This is a genomic window from Planctellipticum variicoloris (assembly GCF_030622045.1).
GTDB classification, from domain to species: domain Bacteria; phylum Planctomycetota; class Planctomycetia; order Planctomycetales; family Planctomycetaceae; genus Planctellipticum; species Planctellipticum variicoloris.
This window is the reverse complement of sequence record NZ_CP130886.1, coordinates 5,865,454-5,889,764: the sequence shown is the minus strand read 5'-3', so window position 1 is coordinate 5,889,764 and position 24,311 is coordinate 5,865,454. Positions and strand designations below refer to the sequence as shown.

Here is a 24,311-nt window from a genome sequence, read left to right as displayed (position 1 = left end):
CAACCGTAAGTCTAACCGGAATATGACGTTGCCGACAGACTCGACCGTCCGCCGCTTCACGAGATGTGATGTCGGAGTGACGACAGCCGGAGTGAACTTGAGTGGAAATGCACAGAGCTCTGCAGGATATTCAAACGAATCAGGCCGGAAGGGTGATTCCCTTCCGGCCTGATTGAACGCTGCAGAACCGACTGAGACTAGACGGCGGGCGTCGCCCCGGCGGGCAGCTTTTCGAGAACGCTGTCGACGAGTCCGTAGTCGCGGGCTTCTTCCGCCGACATGAAGTTGTCGCGGTTGGTGTCCTTCTCGATCTTTTCCAGCGTCTGCCCGGTGTGCTTGAGCATGATCTCATTCATCCGCTGCTTGGTGCGGAGGACTTCCTTGGCGTGGATTTCGAGGTCCACAGCGGTCCCCTGCATGCCGGCGAGCGGCTGGTGGATCATGATCCGGGAGTTCGGGAGCGCGTACCGCTTGCCCTTGGCGCCGGCGGTCAGCAGGAGCGCACCCATGCTGGCGCACTGACCGATGCAGTAGGTTGCGACGTCGCACGCGACGAACTGCATGGTGTCGTAAATGGCCATGCCGGAGGTGATCGAACCGCCGGGCGAATTGATGTAAAGGTGGACGTCGGCCTTGCTGTCTTCAAACTGCAGATACAGCAACTGGGCGACGATGCTGTTGGCGACATCGTCGTTGATGGGGCTCCCCAACAAGATGATGCGGTCGCGCAGCAGCCGACTGTAGATGTCCATGGCCCGCTCTTCGCGGCCGGTCTTCTCCACCACGAACGGGATGAGAGACGTCATCGAAGAATCCTCGCTTGTGCTCAGAAAATGCCCTGGCGGACGGTGATCTCCCGGACCCGACTACGGAGCCGGTGTCGCGGCGGCTGGCTGCTTGTCGCGGGCGGACGGAAGCAGAATTTCGTCGACCAGACCGTACTCCTTCGCCTGAGCGGCGGTGAGATAGCGGTCGCGGTCGGTGTCCGCTGCGATCACGTCGATCGGCTGCCCGGTATGGTTGGCGAGAATCCTGTTCAGGACGTCGCGGGTTTCCAGGATCTCCCGCGCCTGGATCTCGATGTCCGAGACCTGCCCGCCGACTTCGCCGTACGGCTGATGAATCATCATCTTGGCGTGCGGCAGAATGTACCGCTTCCCTTTCGTGCCGCCCGCCACCAGGACGGCCCCGCCGCTGGCGGAGAGTCCGACGCAGTATGTGGCCACGCTGCAGGTCAGGAACTGCATCGTGTCGTAGATAGCCATCGTGGCGGAGACCGATCCGCCCGGGGAGTTGATGTAGAAGTGCACGTCCTGGTGCCGGTTCTCCGACTGCAGGAACAGCAGCTTCATGACGATCAGGTTGGCGCTGGCGTCGTGGATGGGGCCGTCGAGGAAGACGATCCGGTTTTCCAGGAGCAGGTCGCCGATCCCCATCTGCCGCTGTCGGGCGTAGTCCCGGCCGGCGTTGCGGATGGATCCGGGTGAGAAGGGAGCGAAGCTCGACATGCAGAGACCTTTCCGAAAAAAAACGGCGGGAGACGTTGCCGCCACCCGCCAGAGTTTCTCAGCCGGTTGCGCGATCCGCCACCGTCATTCTACGCAGGCGGATCAAGTGGCGTCGTGGTCGTGGTCATGTCCGTGATCATGATCGTGGTCGTGATCATGATCGCTCCCGCCCGTGGTGACGGCGCTGATGCCGCAGACCGACAGCGGAATGGAGGCCACGTTGTCCTCGGTCGGGGCCGGCATCGGGACGTCGACAAACTCTGCGGTCTTCAGAATGACGTCGACGGCCTTGCGTTCGCGAATCTGGGCTTCGAGGTTCTCGATCACGCCCGATTTCTGCAGGCGAGCCCGCACCCGGCGGGGACTCTCGCCCTGCTGAATCGCCATCATATGGATTTCGGCTTCGACGTCGTGCGGAGCGACTTCGACATTCTCCTGCGTGGCGATTCGATCGAGCACGAAGTGCTCTTTCAGCGCCTGGCGGGTGGTCGAGATCGACTTCTGCCGCAGCTCGTTCTCGCGAGCGCGGATCTGATCCGTCGTGAAGCCGGACTGCTTCATCTCCAGAACTTCGCGGCGGAGCGCGTTCTCGACCTGCTTGCGGACGAGCTCCTCAGGCAGATCCCAGTCGGCCGATTCGGTGATCTTCGCCAGCACCTGACGGCGGGTCGCCTGACGCTGCTCGAACTGCACCTGGCGTTCGAGCATGCGGCGGATCTCGCTGCGGAGATCTTCTTCCGTGTCGAACCCGATCCGGGCGAGAAGCTCGCTGTTGAGATCCGGCTTGCGAACCTGCTGAATCTTATTCACGCGGATTTCGACGGCAACCGTCTCGCCGCGCATTTCGACCTGCTCAGCTTCGGACGCGACGACGACCGTCGTCGTCTTGACGGTTTCGGGGGTGGCGCCGACCAGCAGCTCGTCAAAACCAGTCAACTGAGTGTCCTGGAAGCCGACGATCGACTTGAGCTGGACCGGGATGTTCTCGATCTTCCGCAACAGCTTGTCGCCGTGCGTGAAGGCCATGGTGACGTTGACGAAATCCCCTTTGGCGGCCGGGGTCTCGACGTCAACGAGAGTGCCGTACTGGCCAAGGAATTTTTCGAGATAGTCGTCGACGTCGGCTTCAGTCACGTCGCGGATCGGGCGTTCGATTTTGAGGCCCGAGTAGGTCGGCAGGTCGAAGTCGGGACGTACTTCGACGTCGAATTCGTATTCGAAGTCGCCGTCTTCGGGAATGACCAGACTTTCGACGTCGAAATCGGGTTCGTTGATGGGGTCGAGCTTGTGCTCTTCGGCGAGCTGCTCAAGGCTCTGCATCAGGACCTGCTGGCGGACCTGATCGGAGAGTTCCTTCTTGAATCGGCGCTCCACGAGGGCCGCGGGGACGCGGCCCGGGCGGAATCCCGGCACGGCGGCGGAGTCCGCAACTTCCTTCAGGGCTTCGGAGTGGAAGTGCTGAAGGTCCTGTCGGGGAACCTTGACGCGAATGTGTTTGCGGCAGGGGCCGGTCGTCTCGATGTTGACGTCGAGGGACATTTTGTAGCCCGTCTGGGCTTCTTCACCGACGTCTGCCACCGCTGTTGTGTCCTCGGTCACCGATCTCATCCTTCGACTGAAACTGCTTCAATCACATCATCGACGCGCGGCATCGACGGTTGTTGCCGGGCGGAGCGTCCCGCTGGACGCAAACCGGATCGCGCCGTGCATATTCCGGCCCGGAAATAGAAAAGAGCGGGTGAAGGGACTCGAACCCTCGACAACCACGTTGGCAACGTGGTGCTCTACCAACTGAGCTACACCCGCTTGGCGCTTCCGCGCAGCGACAGGCATTATCGTGGCTGGGAGATTTCCGTCAAGCCAACGGACCGAAGTGGAGTGCGCGAAACGTGAGATTCGGCAGTTTGGGGATCGACCGTCCGTTGTGAAACGGAGGACTGGCTGCCGCCGGCCGGGGGATCGCTGGAGAATGGCGAAGTCGGCATCGATGCAAGCTGCTTTCACAAAATGGGTTGCGGTGATGTTTCTCGAATCGGGCGAGGAGCCGGTTCGTCCGGCATCCGCACACGGCTGCTGACCTGGAGAGCGGCGGGAGGGAGGGGGTTCGTCGGGCGGGCGGGAATCCCTGGAAATCTCGGAATTGGCAGTGCCCATTCGAAGTCGATGGAGTCATAATCCCGGCTCCCCCTTCAGTCCGTCCCGGACGTAACGACGGGCTCCGCGGAGCATCTCCACCGGCAAGGATTGTGGTGTATGGCACGGGTCATCGTGCTGCATGCGGACGGCGAGTATCGTTCCCGCCTGGTTTCCACCGGTCGCGGCCTGCACCACGAACTGTGGGAAGCGGAAGATCCTGCGCGGGCGGCGGAGCTGCTGGCCAGCGCGTCCTTCGACGCCGTCGTGGTGGGCGAGTCGTTCCTGGGCTGGCTGCAGAATTCGACGGGCGTCGTGCGGATTGCCGTGGTGTCGGGCTGCCGGCTGGAAGGACTGCTGGCGGGGATGGCCTGGGGGGCCGACCTGAGCCTGCCGCAGGAGACTCCCGCCGCAAAGCTGTTTGAGATCCTCGCGGCGGCCCTGACTCCGGACCGGAGCGAGCTGCTCCGACAGCGGGGGGGCCGGCTGCAGGTCCGTTACGGCGGCAAGCAGTTTGCGGCGCCGACCGATCCGGCCCGGCTGCTGGAGTTGCTGCAGTTTCTGTCCGACGATCTGACCTGGCTGCAACAGCGGTTTGACATCGAGCTGTCGCATCGTCAGAAGATTGAAGTGCAGCTCTTCGAGTCGGAGGCGTTCTACCACTCGCTCGTCGAGACACTGCCGCTGGCGATGTTCCGCAAGGATCTCGACGGACGCATTACGTTCATTAACCGGCAGATGGCGGAGGTGATCGGTCGGCCGGTTTCGGAGATTCTCGGTCGGACGGACTACGATCTGTTTCCGCGGGAGCTGGCGGAGAAGTACCGGGCTGACGACCGGCAGGTGCTCCAGACGCGGACGATGATCGAGACGGATGAAGAGTTCGAGCACGTGACGGGCGAACGACGGTTTACGCACGTCTACAAGCATCCGGTCTATAATTCGTCGGGGCAACTGGTTGGTCTGCAGGGGATTTTCAGCGACGTTACGGAGCAGAAGCGCGCGGAGCAGGCGCTGGAGCAGGAGCGTTACCTGCTGAATGCGCTGATGACGAACGTCCCCGACTCCATCTATTTCAAGGACGTCGACGGGCGATATCTGCGGATCAATCCGGCGAAGGCCCGCAGTTCGCGATTGAGTTCGCCCGACGAGGCGGTTGGCCGATCCGATTTCGACTTCTTTTCGCCGGAGCACGCTCGAGACGCCTTTGCCGACGAGCAGCGGATCCTGGCGACCGGGGAATCGCTGGTCAGCAAGGAAGAGCACGTCTGCTATCCGGACGGTCGCAGCCGGTGGATGTCGACGACCAAGCTGCCGCTGCGCGGCATCGACGGGCGCGTGATCGGAACATTCGGCGTCTCGCGGGACATCACGGCGACCAAGGCGGCTCAGGCGGCGCTGCAGGAAGCGGCTGCGGCGGCGGAGGCGGCCAGCCGGGCGAAGAGCGATTTTCTCGCCAACATGAGCCACGAGATCCGCACGCCGCTCAACGCCATTATCGGGATGACCGAACTGGTGCTCGATACCGATCTGTCGCCGATTCAGCGACAGTACCTGCGGATGGTCCAGGAGTCGGGCGAAGGTCTGCTCGAAGTCATCAACGACATTCTCGATTTTTCGAAAATCGAAGCGGGGAAGTTCACGCTCGACGTCGGTCCGTTCCGACTGCGGGAGCTGCTGGGGGACACGTTGAAGTCATTGGGGCTGCGGGCGCATCGCAAGAACCTCGAACTGGCCTGCCATATTTGCGCCGACGTCCCCGACGCCGTTGAAGGAGATGACGGCCGGCTGCGTCAGATCGTGGTGAATCTGGTGGGGAACGCCATCAAGTTCACGGAGCGGGGAGAGGTCCTGCTGGATGTGTCGGTGGAAGAGCTGACGCAGGAGCGGATGAAACTGCATCTGCGCGTGACCGACACCGGCGTGGGAATTCCGCTGGAGAAGTTTCATACCATCTTTGAAGCGTTCGAGCAGGCGGATACGTCGACCACCCGCCGGTTCGGAGGCACCGGGCTGGGGCTGGCGATTTCGTCCCGCCTGGTGGAGCTGATGGGCGGCGATATCTGGGTGGAAAGCCAGGTCGGCGAGGGGAGCACGTTTCACTTTACGGTCGACTTTGGCCGCTGCGAGGCGCCGCCTCCGTCGAAGGCCGCGGATCCTTCCGTGCTGCAGGGGCTCCGCGTGCTGATCGTCGACGACAACGCGACTAACCGGCGAATCCTGCTCGAGATGCTGCAGAACTGGGGGATGCGCCCCGCGGCGGTGGGGGGCGTTTCGGAAGGGATCGCCGCGTTGCAGCAGGCCGCCGAGGCGAGCGACCCGTTCGGGCTGATCCTGACCGACGCCCACATGCCCGACGACGACGGATTCGCCTTTGCCGACCGGCTCCGGCAGAATCCCGACCTGTGCAAATCGGTCATCATGATGCTGACGTCCGGCGATCACGCAGACGACCTTTCGCGCTGCCAGGACCTGGGGATCCGCGGGTATCTGATCAAACCGGTCAAGCAGTCGGAGCTGTTCGATGCGGTCGTACGGACCGTCGGATCGAGCACCACCCGGGTCATCAGTCGTTCCGGAGAGGGTCTCGGCGCGCTGCAGAGCGCACGACCACAGAAGATCCTGCTCGCGGAAGACAGCACCGTCAACCAGAAACTGGCGGTGGGGCTGCTGTCGCGCTGGGGACACGAGATCGTCGTGGCGGAAGACGGAGCCGAGGCCGTTCGACTGGAGGCCACGGCGGACTTCGACCTGATTCTGATGGACGTGCAGATGCCGGAGCTGGACGGCTTCGACGCCACCGGCGCGATCCGCCGGCGCGAGGCGGAACATGGCGGGCGGACCCCGATCGTGGCGATGACGGCTCATGCGATGTCCGGAGACCGGGAACGTTGCCTCGCGGCGGGAATGGACGACTACCTGATGAAGCCCATCCGCGCCGAGCAGCTCTTCGGCATGGTCGAGCGGCACGGACTGGGACGCTGTCTGCCGGAACTGGCTCCGGCGTCCGGAGAAACATTGGAGCCTGCTGTTCCGGTCGCAACGGCGGAACCGGCCCCGACCATTGACTGGGACGCTGCGCTGAAAGCCGTCGGCTACCACGAAGACCTGCTGCATCAGGTCGCGGGGGCATTTCTGGAGGAAGCCCCCCGGCTGCTGAATTCGCTCGGCGAAATGTTTGCGGCGGCGAACTGGAAGGGGTTCTCGCGGACCGCCCATACGCTGAAGAGCGCACTCCGGACGTTTGGCGCCGGAGATGCCGCCCGGCAGGCAGAGTCCCTCGAAGAACTCTCCCTGCAGTCTCCCGGGGAGATCACCGCCGACGCCGTGCAATTGCTGATCGAACCGGTTCGCAAGATTCTCGAAGAGATCGGACGGCGCTTGCACTCCGGATCGTCGAGAGGGCAGAATTGAGCCGGCAGCCGTTGTACCATGAACCCGGTCGGGCAGCGGATTCGCGGGGCGTTGTCTTCCCGGTTCCGTGCCGGATCATCGGAGTTCCGGCTGATGGCCACAGTACTGATCGTCGACGACTCCTCAACAGACCGTGAGCTGGCGGGGGGGCTGCTCTCCGCGCAGAGCAACTATCGGATCCTGTCCGCGGCCAGCGGGACGGAAGCGCTGAACCAGCTTGCCGAGACGCCGGTCGATCTGGTCGTGACCGACCTGCATATGCCCGAGATGACGGGGCTGGAGCTGGTCGGCGTCATCCGGCGGCAGTTTCCGCTGACGCCGGTGATTCTGATGACGGGGGATGGCAGCGAGCTGCTGGCGGTGCGGGCGCTGCAGGCGGGGGCGGCCAGCTACGTTCCGAAAGTTATGCTGGCCGACTCGCTGACAGAGACGGTCCGGCGAGTGCTGTCCGCGGCGCGGGACGACCAGGCGCATTATCGCGTCCGCCGTTTTCTGACCGGCCTGCAGTTCGAATACGAAATCGAGAACGACCCGGAGCTGATTTCGCCCCTCGTGCAGGCGCTGCAGGACGCGGCTCACGACATGGGGATTGTCGATGACCACGATCGCATCCGCCTGGGCGTGGCTTTGCAGGAAGCGCTGGTGAATGCGTGTTATCACGGGAACCTGGAGGTGAGTTCGCGCCTCCGGGAGGTGGATCACCGGGCGTATTACGATCTGGCGCGCCGGCGGTCCGCCGAATCCCCTTACCAGGAACGCCGAATCGTGGTGCGAGCGTCGATGGCGCCGGGAACAGCGACGTTTGTCATCACGGACGAGGGCCCCGGATTCAATCCGACCGAACTGCCGGACCCGACCGATCCCGCCAATCTCGATCGCCCCTGCGGTCGCGGGCTTCTGCTGATGCAGACGTTCATGGATCAGGTGGCGTACAGCGTCCGCGGGAACCAGGTCACGCTGGTCAAGCATCGCAAGTCGCAACGCGTCCCGGGCCGAGGAGTTCCGCGATGAGCCAGTCGGAGTATCTCGATCTGGAACAGACGCAGCCGTATGCCATGATGCGCGTCCGGGAGTCGATCAGCAGCCTGGCGGACACCCAGGTGCTGGAAGAGATGGACGACGTCGTGAAGCGGCTCCGGAGCGAGCAGACCGCCGACGTGATCGTCGATCTCGAACAGGCGGCTTACTTTGGCTCCACGATGCTGGAGGCGCTGCGGATGCTCTGGAACGACGTACGGACGCGCGGCGGATGCCTCGTCCTCTGCAACATCTCCAGCGTCGGGCGCGAGATCCTGGAGATTTCCCATTTTAACCGGATCTGGCACCTGGCGGCGAACCGATCCGAAGCCCTGAAGTGGCTGGAAGATCTCGGTGCGCCGGAAGTTTAATGGAGCGTCGGCTGGACCGGAGATCGCTGCCGCCACAGCGCTGGAATTGAGAAGGAGTTCACAATGCAGGACTGGAACGAGGAGATCCGTGAGGCGGTCGACCGCTACGCCGCCGGTCCGGAGCTGCTGCGAGCGTCGGTGGAAGGCCTGACGGCCGAGCAGATCCGGACTCCGGCTCCGCCGGGGCGCTGGAGCCCGCTGGAAGTCGTCTGCCATATCGCCGACTTCGAGACGATTTACGCCGACCGGATCAAGCGGGCTCTGGCAGAGACCGAACCTTTGCTGCCGAGCGGAGACCCGGATCTGTTCGCCGCCAGTCTGTCCTACCTGGACCGGGATCTGGAGGAAGAACTGACGCTGATCGCGACCCAGCGGGGTCAGATCGAGAAAATCCTGCGCAGCCGCCCGGCGGAGGCATTCGAGCGCCGAGGCCGTCACAGCGTGGACGGCCCGGTCTCAATCCTGAAGCTGCTGAAGAGCGTCGGAAACCACATTCCGCATCACGTGGACTTCCTGCAGAAGAAACGTCCGGTCCTGCTCGGCGAGGCGTAACGATCGCCGAGTCAGCGACGAAGTTTCCGGAAGGATTCACTGCGGAGACGCGGAGAAGAAATCCGGAGAGTGAAAAGTGAGTATTGAGTAGTGATCAGTGCAAAGTGACGGAGAAAAGCAATTCACGGTTCAACGGCGTTTCTTCCAATTTGCACTACTCACTCATCACTACTCACTTTTCACTTTCCTCATTCATCTCTTCCGATCTCCGCGTCCTCCGCGTCCTCCGCGTCTCCGCGGTAAAACTTCCTTGTATTCTCACCCCCCCGAAAGCAACTGCTCAGCATGACCGACGAGACGCCGTTTCCCGAAATGCCTCCGTCTCCCGCAGAGGCGTGGGCCGCCAGTTACGACGCTCAGACGCGAGCCGGGCTGATTCAGCAGATTCGCGAATTGGCCGACAAGCTCGAACGGGAGCCGGCGTCGACGGGCGATCTCAAGATCATGACCCGTTCGATCCGCGAACTCCGGTACGCCTTCAAGATCTATGGCCAGTATCGGGATCGCCGGAAGATCACCGTCTTCGGTTCAGCCCGGACTCCGGTCGATCACCCCGACTATCAAGGGGCCATCGAACTCGGGCGCCGGTTCGCAGCCCTCGACTGGATGGTCGTCACCGGCGCGGGAGGCGGGATCATGGAAGCCGCTCACGAAGGCGCCGGGCGTCCGCATTCCATGGGCCTGAATATCCGGCTGCCGTTTGAGCAGTCCTCCAATCCGGTCATCGCGGGCGACTCGAAACTGGTGACGTTTCGATACTTCTTCACCCGCAAACTGATGTTCGCCAAGGAAGTCGACGCCATCGCCCTGTTCCCCGGCGGCTTCGGCACGATGGACGAGCTGTTCGAGCTGCTGACGCTGGTGCAGACCGGAAAGCGCGACCTCCTCCCGATCGTCCTCGTCGATCACCGGGGCGGGAGCTACTGGAAGACCTGGCTGACGTTCATCGAAGAACACCTGCTGCTCCGCGGGCTGATTTCGCCCAGCGATCTGTCGCTGTTCCACGTCGCCAGCTCGGTGGAAGCCGCCGTCCGGGAAGTCACCCAGTTCTACAAAGTCTACCACAGCATGCGGTTCGTCCGCGAAAAGCTCGTCCTGCGGCTGCAGCACGAAATCGACGACACGCTGCTGGGGCATCTGAACGCCGAGTTTGGCGACATCCTGGCGTCGGGCGAGATCGAACGCGTCGATCCGCACGCTCACGAAGCGGATAACCCCGCGACGCTGAACCTGCCGCGGCTCCGACTGCACTTCAACCGGCGAGACGTCGGCCGGCTGAGGCTGCTGGTCAATATGCTGAATCAGAGCGTTCCGTAGGGGGACCGGCCGGTTCCGCTTCGGAAAACTTTCCTCGCCGCAACAGCAGCCAGGGTTCGTGAAGACCGATCAGCCAGGCCGCGCCCAGATAAGCGCCGCTCCCGAGACTCACGGGCAGAAAAACGCTCCACAGCCGCCCCAGCGGCAACGGATACCGCTCGAGCAGTTGCTCCGTGGCGAGGCAGACGGCCGCCAGCACCACGGTCGCCGCCAGCGTCTTCAGGACGCAGCGGCCGATCGCCACCCACTGCAGTTGGCCGACTCGGAACTGGATCACCCACCCGTTGAGCAGGCACTGCAGCATCGCCACGCCCGCCGTAGAAAAGGCCAGCCCCTGCTCGTGCAGCCACCAGATCAGCGTCAGGTTGCCGATCAGATTCAGCGCGACGCCGGCCAGGCCGATCTTCAGCGGAGTGATGCGGTCTCCCACGGCATAAAAGCCCCGATTGAGAATCAGGAGTCCGCAATAGGCCCAGACCGCCGAACCGTACGCGAAGATCATCAATCCAGTCTGGTGCGCATCGTCGGCATCGAACCGGCCATACTGAAAGCAGAGTCCAGCGATCGGTCGCGAAATCAGCATCAGCCCCGCCGAGGCCGGGATGCCGATCGCCGCCACCAGCCGGAGACCCAGCGACAGATCGGCCCGCAACTTGTCGTGTTCCCCCCGCTGGGCGTGCATCGCCAGGAGGGGGTAGAGGACGGTTCCCAGGGCGACGCCGAAGACTCCCAGTGGAAATTGATAGAGTCGTTGGCCGAAGTAGAGTGCGGAAGCCGCCCCCGGGGCGAGCGGATAACGGGGCGAGCCGGGGAGCGGCATCACGTCGGGACCGAGCTCCGGACGGGCGAAACCCCAGGCGACGAAGCTGTCGATCACTGTGTTGAACTGCGTGATCGACAAGCCGACGATGACCGGCGTCATGGTCCGCAGAATCCCCCCCACCTGCGGCCAGGCGGATCGCCAGTGCGGATCAAAGCTGTAGCCCGCGCGGGACAGCACCCAGATCGGGCACCAGACCTGGATCAACCCGGCCGCCAGGACGCACACCGCCATCGCCTGCACGCGGGAGGTGGGGTCGGTCCACCACGGGACGAAGCAGACCAGTCCCGCCAGCCAGCCCAGATTGAAAATCACCGGCAGCAGCGCGGGCCAGCCGAAGCGACCGAGTCCCTGCAGCACAGCGCTCAGGTGTGCCGCCAGGCAGACCATGACCACATAGGGCAGCATCAGGCCGATCAAACTCCGCAGCAACTCTGCCTCGGTGCTCAGGGGCAGCCACCAGCTCCAGGCGACGAGTCCGACTTCGAGCACGAGAACCGCGGACGTCAGAAACAAGATCAGGGCGACGGCGGTAGCCGTGGCGAGCCGTCGGGCGGCCTGCGCACCAGCCTGGTCCAGCTCTCGCGTAAATGCCGGCAGAAACGCGGTTGCGAGCGCCCCCTCCCCCAGCAGCACGCGGGCGAGATTCGGCAGGCGGAATGCGACCGTAAACGCGTCGAGCAGCGGACCGGCGCCGAACGTGGCGGCCATGGCGGCGTCGCGAATCAGCCCGAGAATGCGGCTGAGCATCGTGCAGAGACTGACCAGCCGGACGTTTCCGGCAACGGTTCTCAGCGAAGCTCCGGCGGACGGCTGGCCGGGCTCAGCGGACGACATAGCTGCCATCCGGAGTGTGGGCCAGACCGCGGGCGGGCGCATTGAGACCGTTGAGGACCTGACGGAGATCCTGGATCAACTGCGGGCTGTCGCCGTAGTACGAATGCCGCAGCCCGAGCCAGGAGTCGTCCAGCAGGGCCGTCGCATCGACGCACTCCAGCCACGGCAGATCGCGAAACAGAGCCAGCGTGGAACCGCCGCTGCCGAGGCGGGCGTAGCCGTTGACCGTCGCCGAAACCTGCAGCGCCTTGTCGCGCGTCGACGTGTAAACCGTCAGCCGCTGTCCGGTCCGGCGGATGGCGGGCGCGATCTGCGTGCGGAAGATCTCGGCATCCAGATCCGGCGCGGCCAGGACCACCTGGTGGAACAGCGGTCGATCGCTGAGCGAGCCCCAGCGGATTGCGGCCTCCCGGAGCGAGCTGGTCAGCACGCGGCTTCCCATGCTGTGGGCCACCAGGTCGACCTTGGTGGCGCCGAGACGAGTCGCGACCAGTTCCAGGAATTCGACGCAGTGCGGCGTGGTCCACTCGGCGTTGGTCCAGTCCGTGGCGTAGTTGCCGCCGTTGCCCGAGGGCCAGGAATAGCAGATCGCGGCGCCGGGGAATTCGAGATCATGCGCGAGCTGGGCCGTCCGCTGCAGGGCGGACTCGAACGGCACATTATAGCCGTGTATGAAAACCAGCACCTGCCGGTCGCTCCCCTTGCCGACCCGGCCTTTGACTTCGCGGACGAACGCATTCTGATCGAGGAGCCTGAGCGGTTCGAGAATCAGAATATGCTTGCGCGGATCCTCTTGCCACTGGTACCACTTCTTGGCTTCGATCTCGCCCCGCTCGTGGGTATCCGGCACGCTGACTTCGCAGACGCCGTACTCCAGGCGTCCCCGCCTCGTGGTGAACATGTCCTTTGCCGATCTTGCCCGCTCGTTCCGTTCGCGGTCCGTGGCAAAGTAGACGATTTCGCGCGTGAACCCTTTGTCGGGAATCGCCGACGTGCGGACCGGCGGTCCGACAGCGACCCCCGGCGGCAGCGCGCGCCGGGGAGGCGCAGGAGGACTGTCGACGACGCCGGGGCTGAGCATCGCGATTTCCGGGACGGCCTCAACCGTCTGCGGCAGCGCTTCCGCTGACTCCGGCGGCTCTGCGCCGGACATTTCGGGTTCGGGGACAGGCGCTTCAAACGCTGCTGCGGGAGGACTGGCCATCGGGACGCCGATGCGAGGGGAGTCGTGCACGGTCAGCGGACTGGCGCCGCTCCCCCCCTCCTGATCGTCGTGGAGGATGACCACGTTGCCCTGCCGGTGGAAGGCGGCGTGCTCGTTCCAGGCATAGCCGCCGGCCGCGGCAACGCCGATCCCTGCGGCGACGATTCCGCGCGTTAAAGAGCCCGACACCGCCATGCGCGGCTCTCCCGAATGGGGCCTCGTGGAGGCAGCGGTCGCGATCCCGGGCGCCGCTGTCACCGCCGGGTTATAGAGCCTGCCCCATTTCTCAGCCAGACCGACTCGGCGTGAAACGGGGCGATCGGGAAATGAAACGAGGGGGAGCGTTTCACAACGCTCCCCCTCGTTCGAATCGCCGCTCGCAACGAATGCAGACCGCTGTACCTATTCCGGCTTGGCGCCGTCGGCCGGAGTTTCGCTTGCCGGAGCTTCACCAGCCGGCTTGTCGGCGGCGGGCTTCTCGTCCTTGTGGTCGTCATGATCGTGGTCGAAGTGAGCGTCGATATGGCCTTCGTAGGCCTTCTCGCCGATCTGCACTTTCAAGCTGCCGTGCAGGAAGCCGGCGTCGAGCAGATCGTGCACGACTTTCTCGTCGGCCAGCTCGAACTTCGAGGCTTTCCCTTCTCCTTCACCTTCCAGCGGCGCCGCCTTCAGCGTGGCGGATTTGTCCCCCCCCAGGCCGACGGTGACTTCGGTCGCCGCAATCGGGCTGGCCGTCTTCGCGTCCTTGCCCAGCAGGTAGACCACGAGGCTGTGGGTCTTCTCGTCGACGACCACCTCGGCGTGATACTCCTCCTCGCCCAGCTCGACGAGCGAACCGCCGTGGGGACCGGCGGCGCCATGACCATGATCGTCGTGGTCGTGATCGTCGCCTCGTTCGGTCTTGAGCTGCTCGTTCGTTTTGTATTCGGCGGTCGGACCGCATCCGATCAACAGTCCCAGACACAGTGCGGAGATTCCGCCACGCAGCAACGCAGTCATGCTATCCATCCTTTTGGAATTCGATCGCCAGTGAGATTCCGTGTTTCGTCAACAATGACGTGCGCCAGTCTTCCGGTTCAGCGTCGATTTTGCAAGACGACGGCCCCGCGTCACTCCATCCGCCGCTTCGCCCGGTCCTTCGCCTCGGCAAAGACTTCCGACGACTTGCGCAGCACCATGCCGAACTCCGCCCCCCCAGGAGCCGCGGGCTCGGCGGGGACAAGCGTCTCGCGACGCCACCAGCGCCGGGAGCGACGGCGGGCCGTCGCTCCGGCGGGGACATTCGCGGCGGGCATTTCCACCACGGTCTCCCGTTCCCAGAGCTGCAGACGCCGACCGGTGATCTCCACCAGCAGCAGCACGATCGAAGCCGCCAGCAGAAGCGGGATCAGTGAGATTGCATGGCCGAAGCGCGGCACTTCGAGAAACGTGTCGAGAACGTCGATCCGCTGTTTGCCGCCGGTCAACTCCGCAAGCTGCTCCAGCGTCTGTTCGCCGCTCGGTCTCCCCCGGCGGGAGACGTGCTCGGGGGAATACGGCAAAGTGAGGGCCGGCCCGCGGACCTGCACGTTCGGCCCCGCCTGGACCTGGGTCCGATAAACGCCGGTTTCCTCCAGCACGAAGCGGGCTTCGAGCGATTGCGGCCCCGTCCAGACCAGCGTCGGCTCCAGCGGCGTGACGCGGCCGGCGCCGGGCGGCACGATCTGCAGCCGCAGCTCCCCAGTGGCTCGCTCGGGGTCGATTTCGATGGTGACGAGCCCTTCCTGACCGTTCCGTTCGGCTCGCACGTAGATCCCCGTCGCGTCGTCAGCCCCCAGCAGCCAGCGGGCATGGGCCTGCAGAAACTCGTCCCGTTGCTTCCAGCGACCGAACTCGCCGGAACTGGCGCCATCGACTTCAAACGTGATCGCGGCCGCGCGGCCGATGCCGCGATACCAGAATGCCGACCAGGGCGCTTTGTACTCATCGCGCGAGACCACCGCCTGGGTCGCACCGGGACGGAGCACGCTCAGGTTGTAACCGTCCGCATGGGGAAACGTCCCTTCGCCAAGTGTCCCCAGCAGCCGTCCTTCAGGGAGACTTGCGGCGGGAATCCCGTCGGGCTGGGTCGCGGGGTCCTTGCGGATGAAACTCGTCCGGGCCACCGCCAGCGTGTCGTCGGCGAACAGTCGCGGCAATTCTTCGGCGTCCGTCGAAAAGTGAATCCGTCCCCCGCCGCGCCGGGCGATGTCTTTCAGGAGCTCCGCATCACCGTCGTTCTCGCTCCCCAGGCCGATCACGCTGACGGTGATGCCCTGAGTGGCGAACGATTCCAGCAGTTTTTCATAGCCCCCCGGGTTCTTTGCATCGGCGGCATCGGCGAACAGCAGGATGTGCTTTGTCCCCTGCACCGCCCTGGCCAGCTCCTGGCCGGCGGCTTCCAGCGCTTCATAGACGAAGATGCCGCCGCCGCTGCTGACGATTGACATGGCCCGCTGGGCAATTTCTTCGGGATCATTCACATCCGTCAGCGGCTGAATCACTTCCGCGGCGGTGTCGACGGCGAGGATCGCCACGCTGTCGCCTGCCGACAGCAGCCGGACCGATTCGGCGGTTCCCAGATCGGCCAGATCCATCTTGGTTCGGTTGGCGCCGACGGGGACGCGCATGCTTCCTGAGCGGTCGAGTGCGACCGCCAGCGCCACTCGCGATTTGCGGTGCCGATCCTGCAGTTCCAGCGACACGGGCAGGACCGGGTCGATCGGGCTCTTGAAGTATCCCCCCGAACCAAAGCTGCGTTCGCCGCCGGTCAGCAGCAGGCCGCCGCCGAGATCTTCGACGAACTGCGCCAGGCGTTCGAGCTTCAGACGGCCGAACCGACTGGCGGGGACGTTTTCGATCAGCACCGCCCGGTACGGATCCAACGCGTCCTGCGTCAGGGGAAGATCTCCGGCAACGGCAGCATCGACGGACAAGCCCGCCTCCCGGAGCAATTGAACCAGACGCGATTCCCGCCGATCGTCGGTCGTCAGGATCAGCAGCCGGGGGCCGGCTTCGACGCGCACGATGCCGATGCCGCGGTTATTCTCCGGGACAGGATCCGCGGCGGTTTCGACCCGGGCTTCGTAGTGATAGAAACCGCCGTCGTCGAGCACGTCGCGGAAAAGAACCCGATTCCGCCCGATCCGCAGCGCCTGCTGCTGCCGCGCGATCTCCTGACCTTCCCGCAGGACAGCGATTGTGGCTTCCACGGGATTGTCCGCATCGATCCAGACCGAGAACTGGAAAGGTTCTCCCGGCGCGACGGCCGCCGGCAGATCGACCGTGTCCACGGCGATGTCGCCGGCGTGGCGTCGCTCGAACAGGCGATAGTCGATCGGCACCTCCAGTTCCCGCGCCCGCCGCGCGGCCGTCCCGGGATCGCTGCCGTTGGCTTCGCCGTCAGAGAAGACGAGGATGCGGGCCGGGCGGCGGGGATCGACAAGCGTCAGCGCCGACTGCAGCGCCTGTTCGAGATCGCTGCCGTCGGGAGCAATTTCTCGAGTGAACTCGGTCAGCTCGGCCTGGTTCGACAGCACCTGCTCAATGCGGGCTTCGCGCCCGAAAGTGACCACGCCCAGCCGATGCTCCTGGCCGCGCTGATGCCCCAGGTTGCCGATCAATTCGAGCAGCCGCTCATCCTCGGCCATCGACTTCGACCGATCGGCGACGACGATCACATCCAGCCCGCGCCCCCCGGCGTTCCAGCGAGGGCCGCAACAGGCCAGCAGCAGAACCGCCATCAGCGCGATCCGCAATCCGCCGGTGACGCCCCGCGCCCGCCCCCAGCGCCGATACGCCAGCCCGAGCGGCACGGCCGCCAGGAGGAGTTCGGGAGTGTCGAGAACCAGCATGCCGGGACTTTCCGGGGACGGTGCAAGGCACTCCCCAGTCTACCCGGCCGAGCGGATCAGTGACGAGCGTATCCGGCGACGAGCAATCGCATCTCGACGAGAAGGGAGATTTCGCGCTGAGACTCGGAACGGAACGCAGGAGGAGCGATCGTCGGGCCGGGCGCGCCCGGCCGGAGGAACGTGTGGCTCTCGCCGCGCACAAACGCTTGACCCGAATCCTTGACCGTCCGATGATCGCGACGCAATGAAACTCTGGCGACAGTTCGTTCCGATCAAGAGCACGACAAGGTTCACGCCGCGATGCGCAGCACCCCCACGCCGGATCTCATCAAGATCTCCGAAATCTTTCTGATCCCGAGCACATTTCTCGTGGCGGCACTGGGAACGGCCGACACCAACTTCCATCGTGCCGCCGTCTCGGCGATCGGGCTGGTCATCACCATCCAGTGGTGGATCGCCGCCCGGGAAGCCTTCGCCGAAGTCAGTCCGACGCCGGCCGACGGCCAGCCACCTCCGCGGCGAATTCAGATCCTCTGCCAACTGCCAATCGTCTTCATCCTCGGCTGGGCGATGTCCCTGGTCGTGCATCTCTCTCTGTGGAATCGACCGCTGGGGGGGTGAGTCGGGGCCGACAATCGCCGAATCCATCGGTGGGGCCGCTGCCGTCCAACCCGAATCGCCAGACTCCTGACGCCGCGAAGAGATCATTCTGGACGCGTTGGCCGGGGATGAAGGCTCACCAGTTCGGCGTCTCAGGCGTTCCTTCATCGACGTCTTCCTTTCGACATTCCACCTTCAACACTCAATACTCCTCCCCCCTACTCCGGAAACTGCAGCTCCACCGTCGGAGCCGGCGGGGTCGAGCCGCTCGTCCCGGTCGTACTCGTCGCCGGGCTGACAGGCGTGACGCCGCGAATCGTGGCGTCGATGGTCGTCGATGCCGGCAACGCGCTGGTTCCCGTCGGCATTTCGCCCGGCGTGGCCGCCGGCAGGGCCGACGGAGCCGGCGACTTCGTCCCGGCCAGCGTGCTGTCGGGGCTGGTGGTCGGGAGCGTTACCCCGGGGATCAGGCTGACGAGCGTCTTCCCCTGCTCGAACGACGTCAGTCGATAAACCGACGTCCGCGCGACGCCGACCGGCGCTGCCGCCACCCGGCCGGGACGGAGGACGAGCTTGACCGGCTCCTGGTTCGGATAGGCGACCGTCACGGCGACCTCGCGGTCGTCCGGGCTGGAGTTGAGGGGACCGCCCATCTCGGCGACGCCGTCGAAGCTGACCATCAGCCCTTCGCGACCGTTCGCAAAGCGCGGCTGCTCGAAGGTCTGATCGCCGTAGTGGAGCTTGATTCTCGCCTGCTGCAGATTCCAGTGCGGGGCCGCCGCGAGAACGAAATCGTCCGGGCCGAACTGCACCCGCGGAGCAGCCTGCAGGGAGTTCTGCAGGTGCATGACCAGTGACTGGGGAACCTGCCCTTCCCCGAGCCGGGCCGCACAGGCCAGCAGCGCAGACGCCGGCAGCTCCCGCACGACCGCCGGGTCCGAAAGACGGGCCGCGAGCTTCTGCGTGTCGCCCGTCTCATAGTAGACGGAGACCAGCGCAAGCTGGCTCTGCCCCCGCTCGAGATTCCCGTCGAGATTCCGCAGCACGGCGTCTTCCGCATCGTGCCCCTGCTTGTACTGCAGCAGCACGCTGGCGCACACCAGGTTGGCTTCCCAGACGTCGGTGGAATGAGAAAGGGCCAGCTTCGCGGTTTCTGCAGCGCCCGGCTGGTGCAGATAGGCCTGGATCATCGCCCGGTTCGCCAGCCCGCAGGCCAGCATCTCGTCTTTGCGGAAGTGCCCCGATCCCAGTTTCGCGAGCTGGTCGTAGGTTTCCCCCGCGGCAAAAAGCTGACCCATCGACTGCTGCGTGCGGGCGACGTAGTACCAGTACGGCGGGTAGCACTCCATGAACGGTTCCATCCGCTTCAGCACGCGCAGGCGGACTTCGGAGTCGTTCTCGTGACAGGCGAGTTCGAGTTTGTCGAGATCGTCGCCGCGAACGAGCCAGCGATCGGGGATCTGGCGGTTGCGGGCCATTTTCCAGGAAACGTCGAGAAACTGGTTCGACTTCGTGACGATCGACTGATACCGCGATTTGTCGACGCGCCAGATGTCGAGATCGCGGTTGACTCCCATCGTGCGGTAATCCCACCAGCTATTCGCGCCGGTGCGGACGGCCGCCGGGTAATTGGCGGTGGCCACCTGGGCGGCCAGCGTGAAAGCGTTCGCGGTCAGCCCGGCGTTGAACGAGTGGCGATACTTCTCCTGCAGGATCAGCTTCTCGCTCTCCGCGAGCTGCACCTGCGAGACTTCGTCGAGGACCGACGAATAGAGCTGCACGACCTCGGGGTCGGCGACGCCGTTGAGGTTCAGATGATTGAGGATCTTGTCCTGCTCTTCGGTCAGCACCCGCACCGAAGGATTCCGGCGGATGCGGTGCATGCTGGCCCGGCTGTAGTTGAGGGCCACCGCCGCCGCCCGCCGCTGCGTCTCCTCGGCCGCGGGGTCGGCCGGAGCCGTTCCTGCCGGAGCCTGCGCGCTGGCCAGGTTCGCAAACCCCAGAATTCCCAGCACCACCCACGGCGCGCATCCGTACGACAATCGCATCACAGTCCACCTCGCATGTTCATCCGCAACCGGTGAGCGCCGGCCGTCTGTTCGAAGTCTACCGCGAGGAACGGGCGCAACTTTGGTCGGAATGCGGCGACACGGTCACTTTCCGGGCGACTGGGGCCGGCTGCCGAAGCCGCGGGATGTTTGCCGGATGTGGGGGCGGCGCGGATGTTGACGGCAGGTGCGACTCGGCAGGACAAACCACTTCAAACTCTGACGCCTGCACCGACGAGGAGTTCGTTTCCCGCGGAAAGGCAGGGATTTGGCAAGTGCCGCCGGCGGCGGTACAATCCCCCCGTCGAGCCACGGGCTCCAGGGCGATTAACTCAGCGGCTAGAGTGCCACTCTTACAAAGTGGAAGTCACAGGTTCGAATCCTGTATCGCCCACCTTTTGACTCGAAAGACCCCTGTTTTCCAGGGGTTTTTGCATTTCCCGTGCGTCGCATTTCACCTCGGTGCGCGTCGATTCACGCCCGGTTTGCGTCGGATTTTGCGTCGCTTTTTCGAAGTGCCGATCCAGCACCTGCAAGTAGTGCTTGTCGGCGATTTTTTCGGTATTGCCGAGCCAGGCCGCCGCGACGTGAGCCGGGAACTGCTCGACCAGTTCCGTCTGTCGCGACGCCCGCAGGTTGTGCCAGAGGCGCGGCCACGGGGTCAGCCCAGCCCGTTTGATGATCCGCAGGAAGTGCGTGCGGTAGTTTGAGCCCCGCCAGTCCCCCTGCTTGCTGGCGTTGTTCCGCAGGGTCTCCAGCACGTAGACGGAGCCAGGCGGAGCGATGGCAAACAGATCATCGAGGTACGGCCGCAGTTCCGGGAAGACGGGACAGACCCGCGTCCCCTTCCCCTGATGATGCTCTGTCTTGGGGGCCGTAACCGTCATCCGGTCATGCTCCCAGTTGATGTCGTCCCACTTCAGCGACATGGCTTCGGACGGAATCCGCAGCCCACCGTACCGGGAGAGCGCAATCAGGCACCGCCATTCGGCGGACGGGGCCGCGTCAATCGCTCGCTGGATCGTCTCCCGGTCGATGAACTGGGAGCGGTCGGGATTGTTCTTCGGGCCACCGCCTACCCCTTCGAACGGATTCGCGGAAATCAGCCGGCGTCGAACTGCATCCCGAAAGAAGGTCCTTGCCAGGGAGCAACGACGGGCCACGGTCGCCGGGGACAACTTTTCGTGAGTCTGCAGCCACCGGCGGAAATCGTCCGCTTCTGCCGGCGAGATGCTTTCGAGCGTTCGGCCTGCAAAGAACGTCGTCAGATTGCGAATCGTGTGACCGTAGAAGACGCGGGTTCCGGGCTTGGCATCGGTTCGCCGCGACAGATAGGCGTCAAGGAACTGCTCCACCAACTGGGGAGCGTCCTTCGGAGCCCGCGATTCGACCAGCCCGACGGCCGACAGCTTCTCGTGAAAATCGTCGGATAACGTATCGAGCCACTCGGACGTCTGCAGGTCCGGTCCCAGACCGCGGGCCGCCCGGCTGATCATGCTGTCAATGTGCAACGCAACCTGTTCGGCGTCGCGCTTGTTGGCCTTTCCGAGCCGGAGCGTTTGGCGCTTGCCGTCAAGTCCGGCGAACTGGACCCGTCGCCGGCCGTTCGGATCAGTCGAAATAGAAGCCATCGTATAAGCCCTTCGAGAACGCCGCACCTTAGACCGGGAGCTTTTCAGGGTTCCGCGACCCATGGCGCAGCAAAGACGGACAAGATTCTAACGTCCGCCGACCGCCGACGGATCAGCGTAGCCTCACGTCCTACCCTTTTTCCCTCCCACGACCTCGTTAAATCGCCTATGCCGCATCCTCAGACCGTGAAGGGGAAAACCACCAGAACGGTTTGTGGGCTGCGCTGGGGGACTCCAGCCACAGGAAGAGTCAGGCTTCCCCGAGAGTGCGACAACTTCTGGGGCTGCGGCTTCCAGAGATGCCCCCTGCAGAGGGTGCGTGCGACAAGGCCGCATTTATATGCGGCCTTGTCGCACGCACCCTCTCTGAACGGTGCGACAAAGTCCCGTCGCATCCTTTTGTCGCACCCTCTTTGACTTCGTGGGTTTTAATCAGGATTCCGATCCATCAAGAGGTGATCCGCCGAATCCCCTTGTCTTGCGGACCAGACGAAAGCCGTCGTATTCACCCGTCTTCTTCTTTTTGATGCGGACCGGTTCGACTTCCCCATCGTGCAGCAGGATCTGGTTCACCTGCTGGAACCGGCTATGATTGAGTCTGGCCGCCGCCCCCAGTACGCGGGCCGTTTCTCCGGCCGGATACTTTTTGTAGACGTCCAGCAGTTTCTGGCGGTCCCGGTCGTCGCGCGTTGCCGCGTCGTTGGCTTTCCGGGCTTCAGTCGCATCCTTTTGGGCCTGTCGCATCGTGTCCGGCGTGCTCACCGCTACCTGCCATTTGCGACCGCTGAAATCGTCCTGAAGCTTGCCTTCGTCAATGTCCAGCGCCCACAGCCCACCGTGTCCTGCCGATCCGCCGGCATTGAGCCACAGCCGATGGATGCCAGTCCCGTGCCCGTACTCCTCCCGGCGTCCCAACAGCAGCCACTGGCGGGCCCATTCGGCGAATCCTGCCATCGACAAGTCGGACAGGTCCGGCGGTCCGAAGTTTGTCCGTTTCCGATAGGTTGTCGCCGATTTCGATTCGTGATGGACAACAATCGGCGTACAGTCCAACCCTGCGAATGCCTCGCTGAATCGGCCCAGTACGTCGCCCATCTCAAACACGTTGCTGAAACTGATCGACGTCCCGTCATCCCGCTTCAACAGGCACAGATAGGCCGGGTCGATCATCAGCACCTTCAGGTCGAGACGTTCGACGGCATCCGCCAGCGCCGCCAGGTGTTCGGACAGACCGAGTTGCGGCAGCCGTAATCCCCATTGCACTTTCGCATCGGAAAGCAGCCAACCACGAGCATGAGCCACGCGGAGGGCGGTCTCCTGCAGCGTGAACCCGCCGGACTCACCGGAAAGGATTCCGACTGGCACAATGTGCGGAACGTCAAATTCACCAAGGAATCGCGTCCCGGTCCCCAGGCTCAACGCCAGATCGACCGCGATGCTGGTTTTCAGCGTCTTCTGAGCGCCGCCCAGAATGCAGGGCTGTCCGCGAACCAGAATCCGTTTGACGAGGAATTCAGCTCGATAATCGGCTGCGGCGAACTTTGCAGAGTCGATGAATTCAATCGCGAATTTCCGTTTTGGTGCCATCACCGCCGGTGCCGCATCGGCGATGGCCTCCAACGAATTCAGCAGTTCTTCGAGCATCTGCGTATCGTGCCGGTCAATCCAGTCCACCGCGTCCTCAGATTTGGCCAACTGCAGGTCTGCGGGATTGATTCGCCGGACGGTGGGCGGTGGATCGAGTTTCTCCAGAATCTGCAGCACGTCGTCAGCGTACTTCTGGCCGGGTTGATCGTGGTCAGGCCAGATGATGACTTCTCGGCCGGCGAGCACGGACCAATCCGATCTTCTCGCCGCCCGCGCTCCGCCTGATGACGTGGTTGCAGTCAGCCCAATCTGCCGCAGCTTATCCGCAGCCTTTTCGCCCTCACAGATCCAGATGCGGCCGGTTGCCTTCAGGACTTCCGGCAGCCGGAACAACGGCCGCGGTTCCGGCATTGCGCTGCAGGTCCATTCGCCGTCCTCCTGCTCCGAGAACTGGCGGATCGTCTTACCGCCCTCCGTCTCCCATCGCCCGACGATTCCGACTTCGCGCCCGCCAGCATCGTGATACGGCCACGTCGCCGTAGCCGGGCCCATTCGTTGTTCGGCTTCCGCCACGGCTACCTGCCCGTTGCAGAACTTGCGAGACGATGTCCGATGGGTTGGCATCATGCCGTTGGTCCCGTGGCCGCTCGTGGTTGGCAGGTGCAGGTACTTGTCGATCAGTTCGCAGGCGGTGCGAAAATCCACTTTCAGCAGCCACTGAACCGCCGCGATACCGTCGCCGTTTTTGCGGCCGAAACACTGGTTGCAGAAGAGCGCGCCGGCTTCGGCGTCGATCATGCGAAATCGGTCTGTTCCGTCGCACAGCGGGCAGGGATGATTCCGACCATCCAGCAGTTGCCGGTCGATGCCACAGACTGCCGCAAGCACTTCCGGCCAACGGTCGCGGCAACGGGTTTTGATGTCCACAACGTCAATTCGGCATCCGCTAGAGGACACCGTCATCACTCCGCCTCAGGCGCGGCGATGGGCGGATGCACGGCGAGCCAGGCCAGCGCCGCTTCACGGTCCGCCAGTTCCCATACGCTGACCGGGCGGGCATGAGCGCAAGCACGCGACGACTCGACAAATCCAATCCGGCGGATGATGCAAAGCCGCGCCAGCGCGCCAGGGGCGGCTCCCAGGCAGACCGGCGAGACTCCGTCGGGGAGCGTGACCGCAGCACGCACGTCATCAGCGGTCGCAGTCCCGTGGGTCAGCATGTGTTTCAGCAGCGCACGCTGAGCCGACCGCACGACTCGTTCCCGATGGGGGGGCAGCAACTGATGGGCGATGTCCTTGCGCCGTTTCCCTTCCGCACGGCCATCGACCGGGGCGGGCAAATCGGGTACGCTGTTCATATCAATGCCTCAGACGGCCGCGCGAATCCTGCCAGGGAGCGC

16 protein-coding genes, 2 tRNA genes and 1 pseudogene are annotated in these 24,311 nt (G+C 64.1%); 7 read left to right on the top strand and 12 right to left on the bottom strand.

What is annotated here, in order from left to right:
- Positions 1 to 197 precede the first annotated feature (197 nt).
- The 4 genes from clpP to SH412_RS22905 form a co-directional block, all read right to left on the bottom strand.
- Positions 198 to 806: an ATP-dependent Clp endopeptidase proteolytic subunit ClpP gene (clpP, locus tag SH412_RS22920; RefSeq protein ID WP_336520356.1), complete on the bottom strand. Its 609-nt coding sequence runs from the start codon at positions 804 to 806 to the stop codon at positions 198 to 200.
- 60 nt (positions 807 to 866) lie between these two features.
- Positions 867 to 1,508 (bottom strand): ClpP family protease, encoded by a 642-nt coding sequence (locus SH412_RS22915; protein ID WP_336520355.1) that lies wholly within the window; start codon positions 1,506 to 1,508, stop codon positions 867 to 869.
- Positions 1,509 to 1,610: 102 nt separating this feature from the next.
- A complete protein-coding gene (gene tig / locus SH412_RS22910; protein WP_336520354.1) occupies positions 1,611 to 3,107 on the bottom strand; it encodes a trigger factor in 1,497 nt (498 codons plus the stop codon).
- A gap of 134 nt (positions 3,108 to 3,241) precedes the next feature.
- A tRNA-Gly gene (locus tag SH412_RS22905) sits at positions 3,242 to 3,314 on the bottom strand.
- Between the two features lie 447 nt (positions 3,315 to 3,761).
- On the opposite strand from SH412_RS22905, the gene SH412_RS22900 reads away from it, so the two are divergent.
- The 5 genes from SH412_RS22900 (at position 3,762) to SH412_RS22880 (ending at position 10,312) form a co-directional block, all read left to right on the top strand.
- Positions 3,762 to 7,055 carry a hybrid sensor histidine kinase/response regulator gene (locus SH412_RS22900; protein ID WP_336520353.1) on the top strand — a complete coding sequence of 1,098 codons (3,294 nt, stop codon included), beginning with the start codon at positions 3,762 to 3,764 and terminating at the stop codon, positions 7,053 to 7,055.
- A gap of 93 nt (positions 7,056 to 7,148) precedes the next feature.
- Positions 7,149 to 8,066 (top strand): ATP-binding response regulator, encoded by a 918-nt coding sequence (locus tag SH412_RS22895; RefSeq protein WP_336520352.1) that lies wholly within the window; start codon positions 7,149 to 7,151, stop codon positions 8,064 to 8,066.
- The gene (locus SH412_RS22890) at positions 8,063 to 8,443 is read left to right on the top strand and encodes an STAS domain-containing protein (RefSeq protein ID WP_336520351.1); all 381 of its coding nucleotides are present in this window, start codon (positions 8,063 to 8,065) and stop codon (positions 8,441 to 8,443) included. The genes SH412_RS22895 and SH412_RS22890 overlap by 4 nt, the downstream gene beginning before the upstream one ends.
- A 63-nt stretch (positions 8,444 to 8,506) precedes the next feature.
- A complete protein-coding gene (locus SH412_RS22885; protein WP_336520350.1) occupies positions 8,507 to 8,995 on the top strand; it encodes a DinB family protein in 489 nt (162 codons plus the stop codon).
- A gap of 285 nt (positions 8,996 to 9,280) precedes the next feature.
- Complete coding sequence (locus SH412_RS22880; RefSeq protein WP_336520349.1) at positions 9,281 to 10,312, top strand: LOG family protein; 1,032 nt, start codon at positions 9,281 to 9,283, stop codon at positions 10,310 to 10,312.
- On the opposite strand, the gene murJ is transcribed toward SH412_RS22880, so the two are convergent.
- The 4 genes from murJ to SH412_RS22860 form a co-directional block, all read right to left on the bottom strand.
- Positions 10,284 to 11,969, bottom strand: a complete 1,686-nt coding sequence (gene murJ, locus SH412_RS22875) for a murein biosynthesis integral membrane protein MurJ (RefSeq protein WP_336520348.1) — start codon at positions 11,967 to 11,969, stop codon at positions 10,284 to 10,286. The two genes, SH412_RS22880 and murJ, sit on opposite strands and share 29 nt — an antisense overlap.
- A complete protein-coding gene (locus SH412_RS22870) occupies positions 11,956 to 13,368 on the bottom strand; it encodes an alpha/beta hydrolase (RefSeq protein ID WP_336520347.1) in 1,413 nt (470 codons plus the stop codon). The genes murJ and SH412_RS22870 overlap by 14 nt, the downstream gene beginning before the upstream one ends.
- Before the next feature lie 207 nt (positions 13,369 to 13,575).
- Positions 13,576 to 14,172: a hypothetical protein gene (locus SH412_RS22865; protein WP_336520346.1), complete on the bottom strand. Its 597-nt coding sequence runs from the start codon at positions 14,170 to 14,172 to the stop codon at positions 13,576 to 13,578.
- A 110-nt stretch (positions 14,173 to 14,282) separates the two neighbouring features.
- Positions 14,283 to 17,045 carry a vWA domain-containing protein gene (locus SH412_RS22860; protein ID WP_336520345.1) on the bottom strand — a complete coding sequence of 921 codons (2,763 nt, stop codon included), beginning with the start codon at positions 17,043 to 17,045 and terminating at the stop codon, positions 14,283 to 14,285.
- Between the two features lie 300 nt (positions 17,046 to 17,345).
- Between SH412_RS22860 and SH412_RS22855 the strand changes: the two genes are divergently transcribed.
- Positions 17,346 to 17,666, top strand: coding sequence for a hypothetical protein (locus tag SH412_RS22855; protein ID WP_336520344.1), 321 nt, complete (start codon positions 17,346 to 17,348; stop codon positions 17,664 to 17,666).
- Between the two features lie 197 nt (positions 17,667 to 17,863).
- Here SH412_RS22855 and SH412_RS22850 read toward each other — a convergent pair whose 3' ends face one another.
- The gene (locus SH412_RS22850; protein WP_336520343.1) at positions 17,864 to 19,693 is read right to left on the bottom strand and encodes a tetratricopeptide repeat protein; all 1,830 of its coding nucleotides are present in this window, start codon (positions 19,691 to 19,693) and stop codon (positions 17,864 to 17,866) included.
- 321 nt (positions 19,694 to 20,014) lie between these two features.
- Here SH412_RS22850 and SH412_RS22845 point away from each other — a divergent pair.
- A tRNA-Val gene (locus tag SH412_RS22845) sits at positions 20,015 to 20,087 on the top strand.
- 142 nt (positions 20,088 to 20,229) lie between these two features.
- Here the strand turns inward: SH412_RS22845 and SH412_RS28685 are convergent.
- The 3 genes and pseudogenes from SH412_RS28685 to SH412_RS22835 form a co-directional block, all read right to left on the bottom strand.
- Positions 20,230 to 21,189, bottom strand: a pseudogene (locus tag SH412_RS28685) (tyrosine-type recombinase/integrase); the annotation flags it as partial.
- 567 nt (positions 21,190 to 21,756) lie between these two features.
- Complete coding sequence (locus SH412_RS22840; protein WP_336520342.1) at positions 21,757 to 23,874, bottom strand: AAA family ATPase; 2,118 nt, start codon at positions 23,872 to 23,874, stop codon at positions 21,757 to 21,759.
- Positions 23,874 to 24,269, bottom strand: a complete 396-nt coding sequence (locus tag SH412_RS22835; RefSeq protein WP_336520341.1) for a hypothetical protein — start codon at positions 24,267 to 24,269, stop codon at positions 23,874 to 23,876. Before SH412_RS22835 ends, SH412_RS22840 begins: the two co-directional genes overlap by 1 nt.
- Positions 24,270 to 24,311 lie beyond the last annotated feature (42 nt).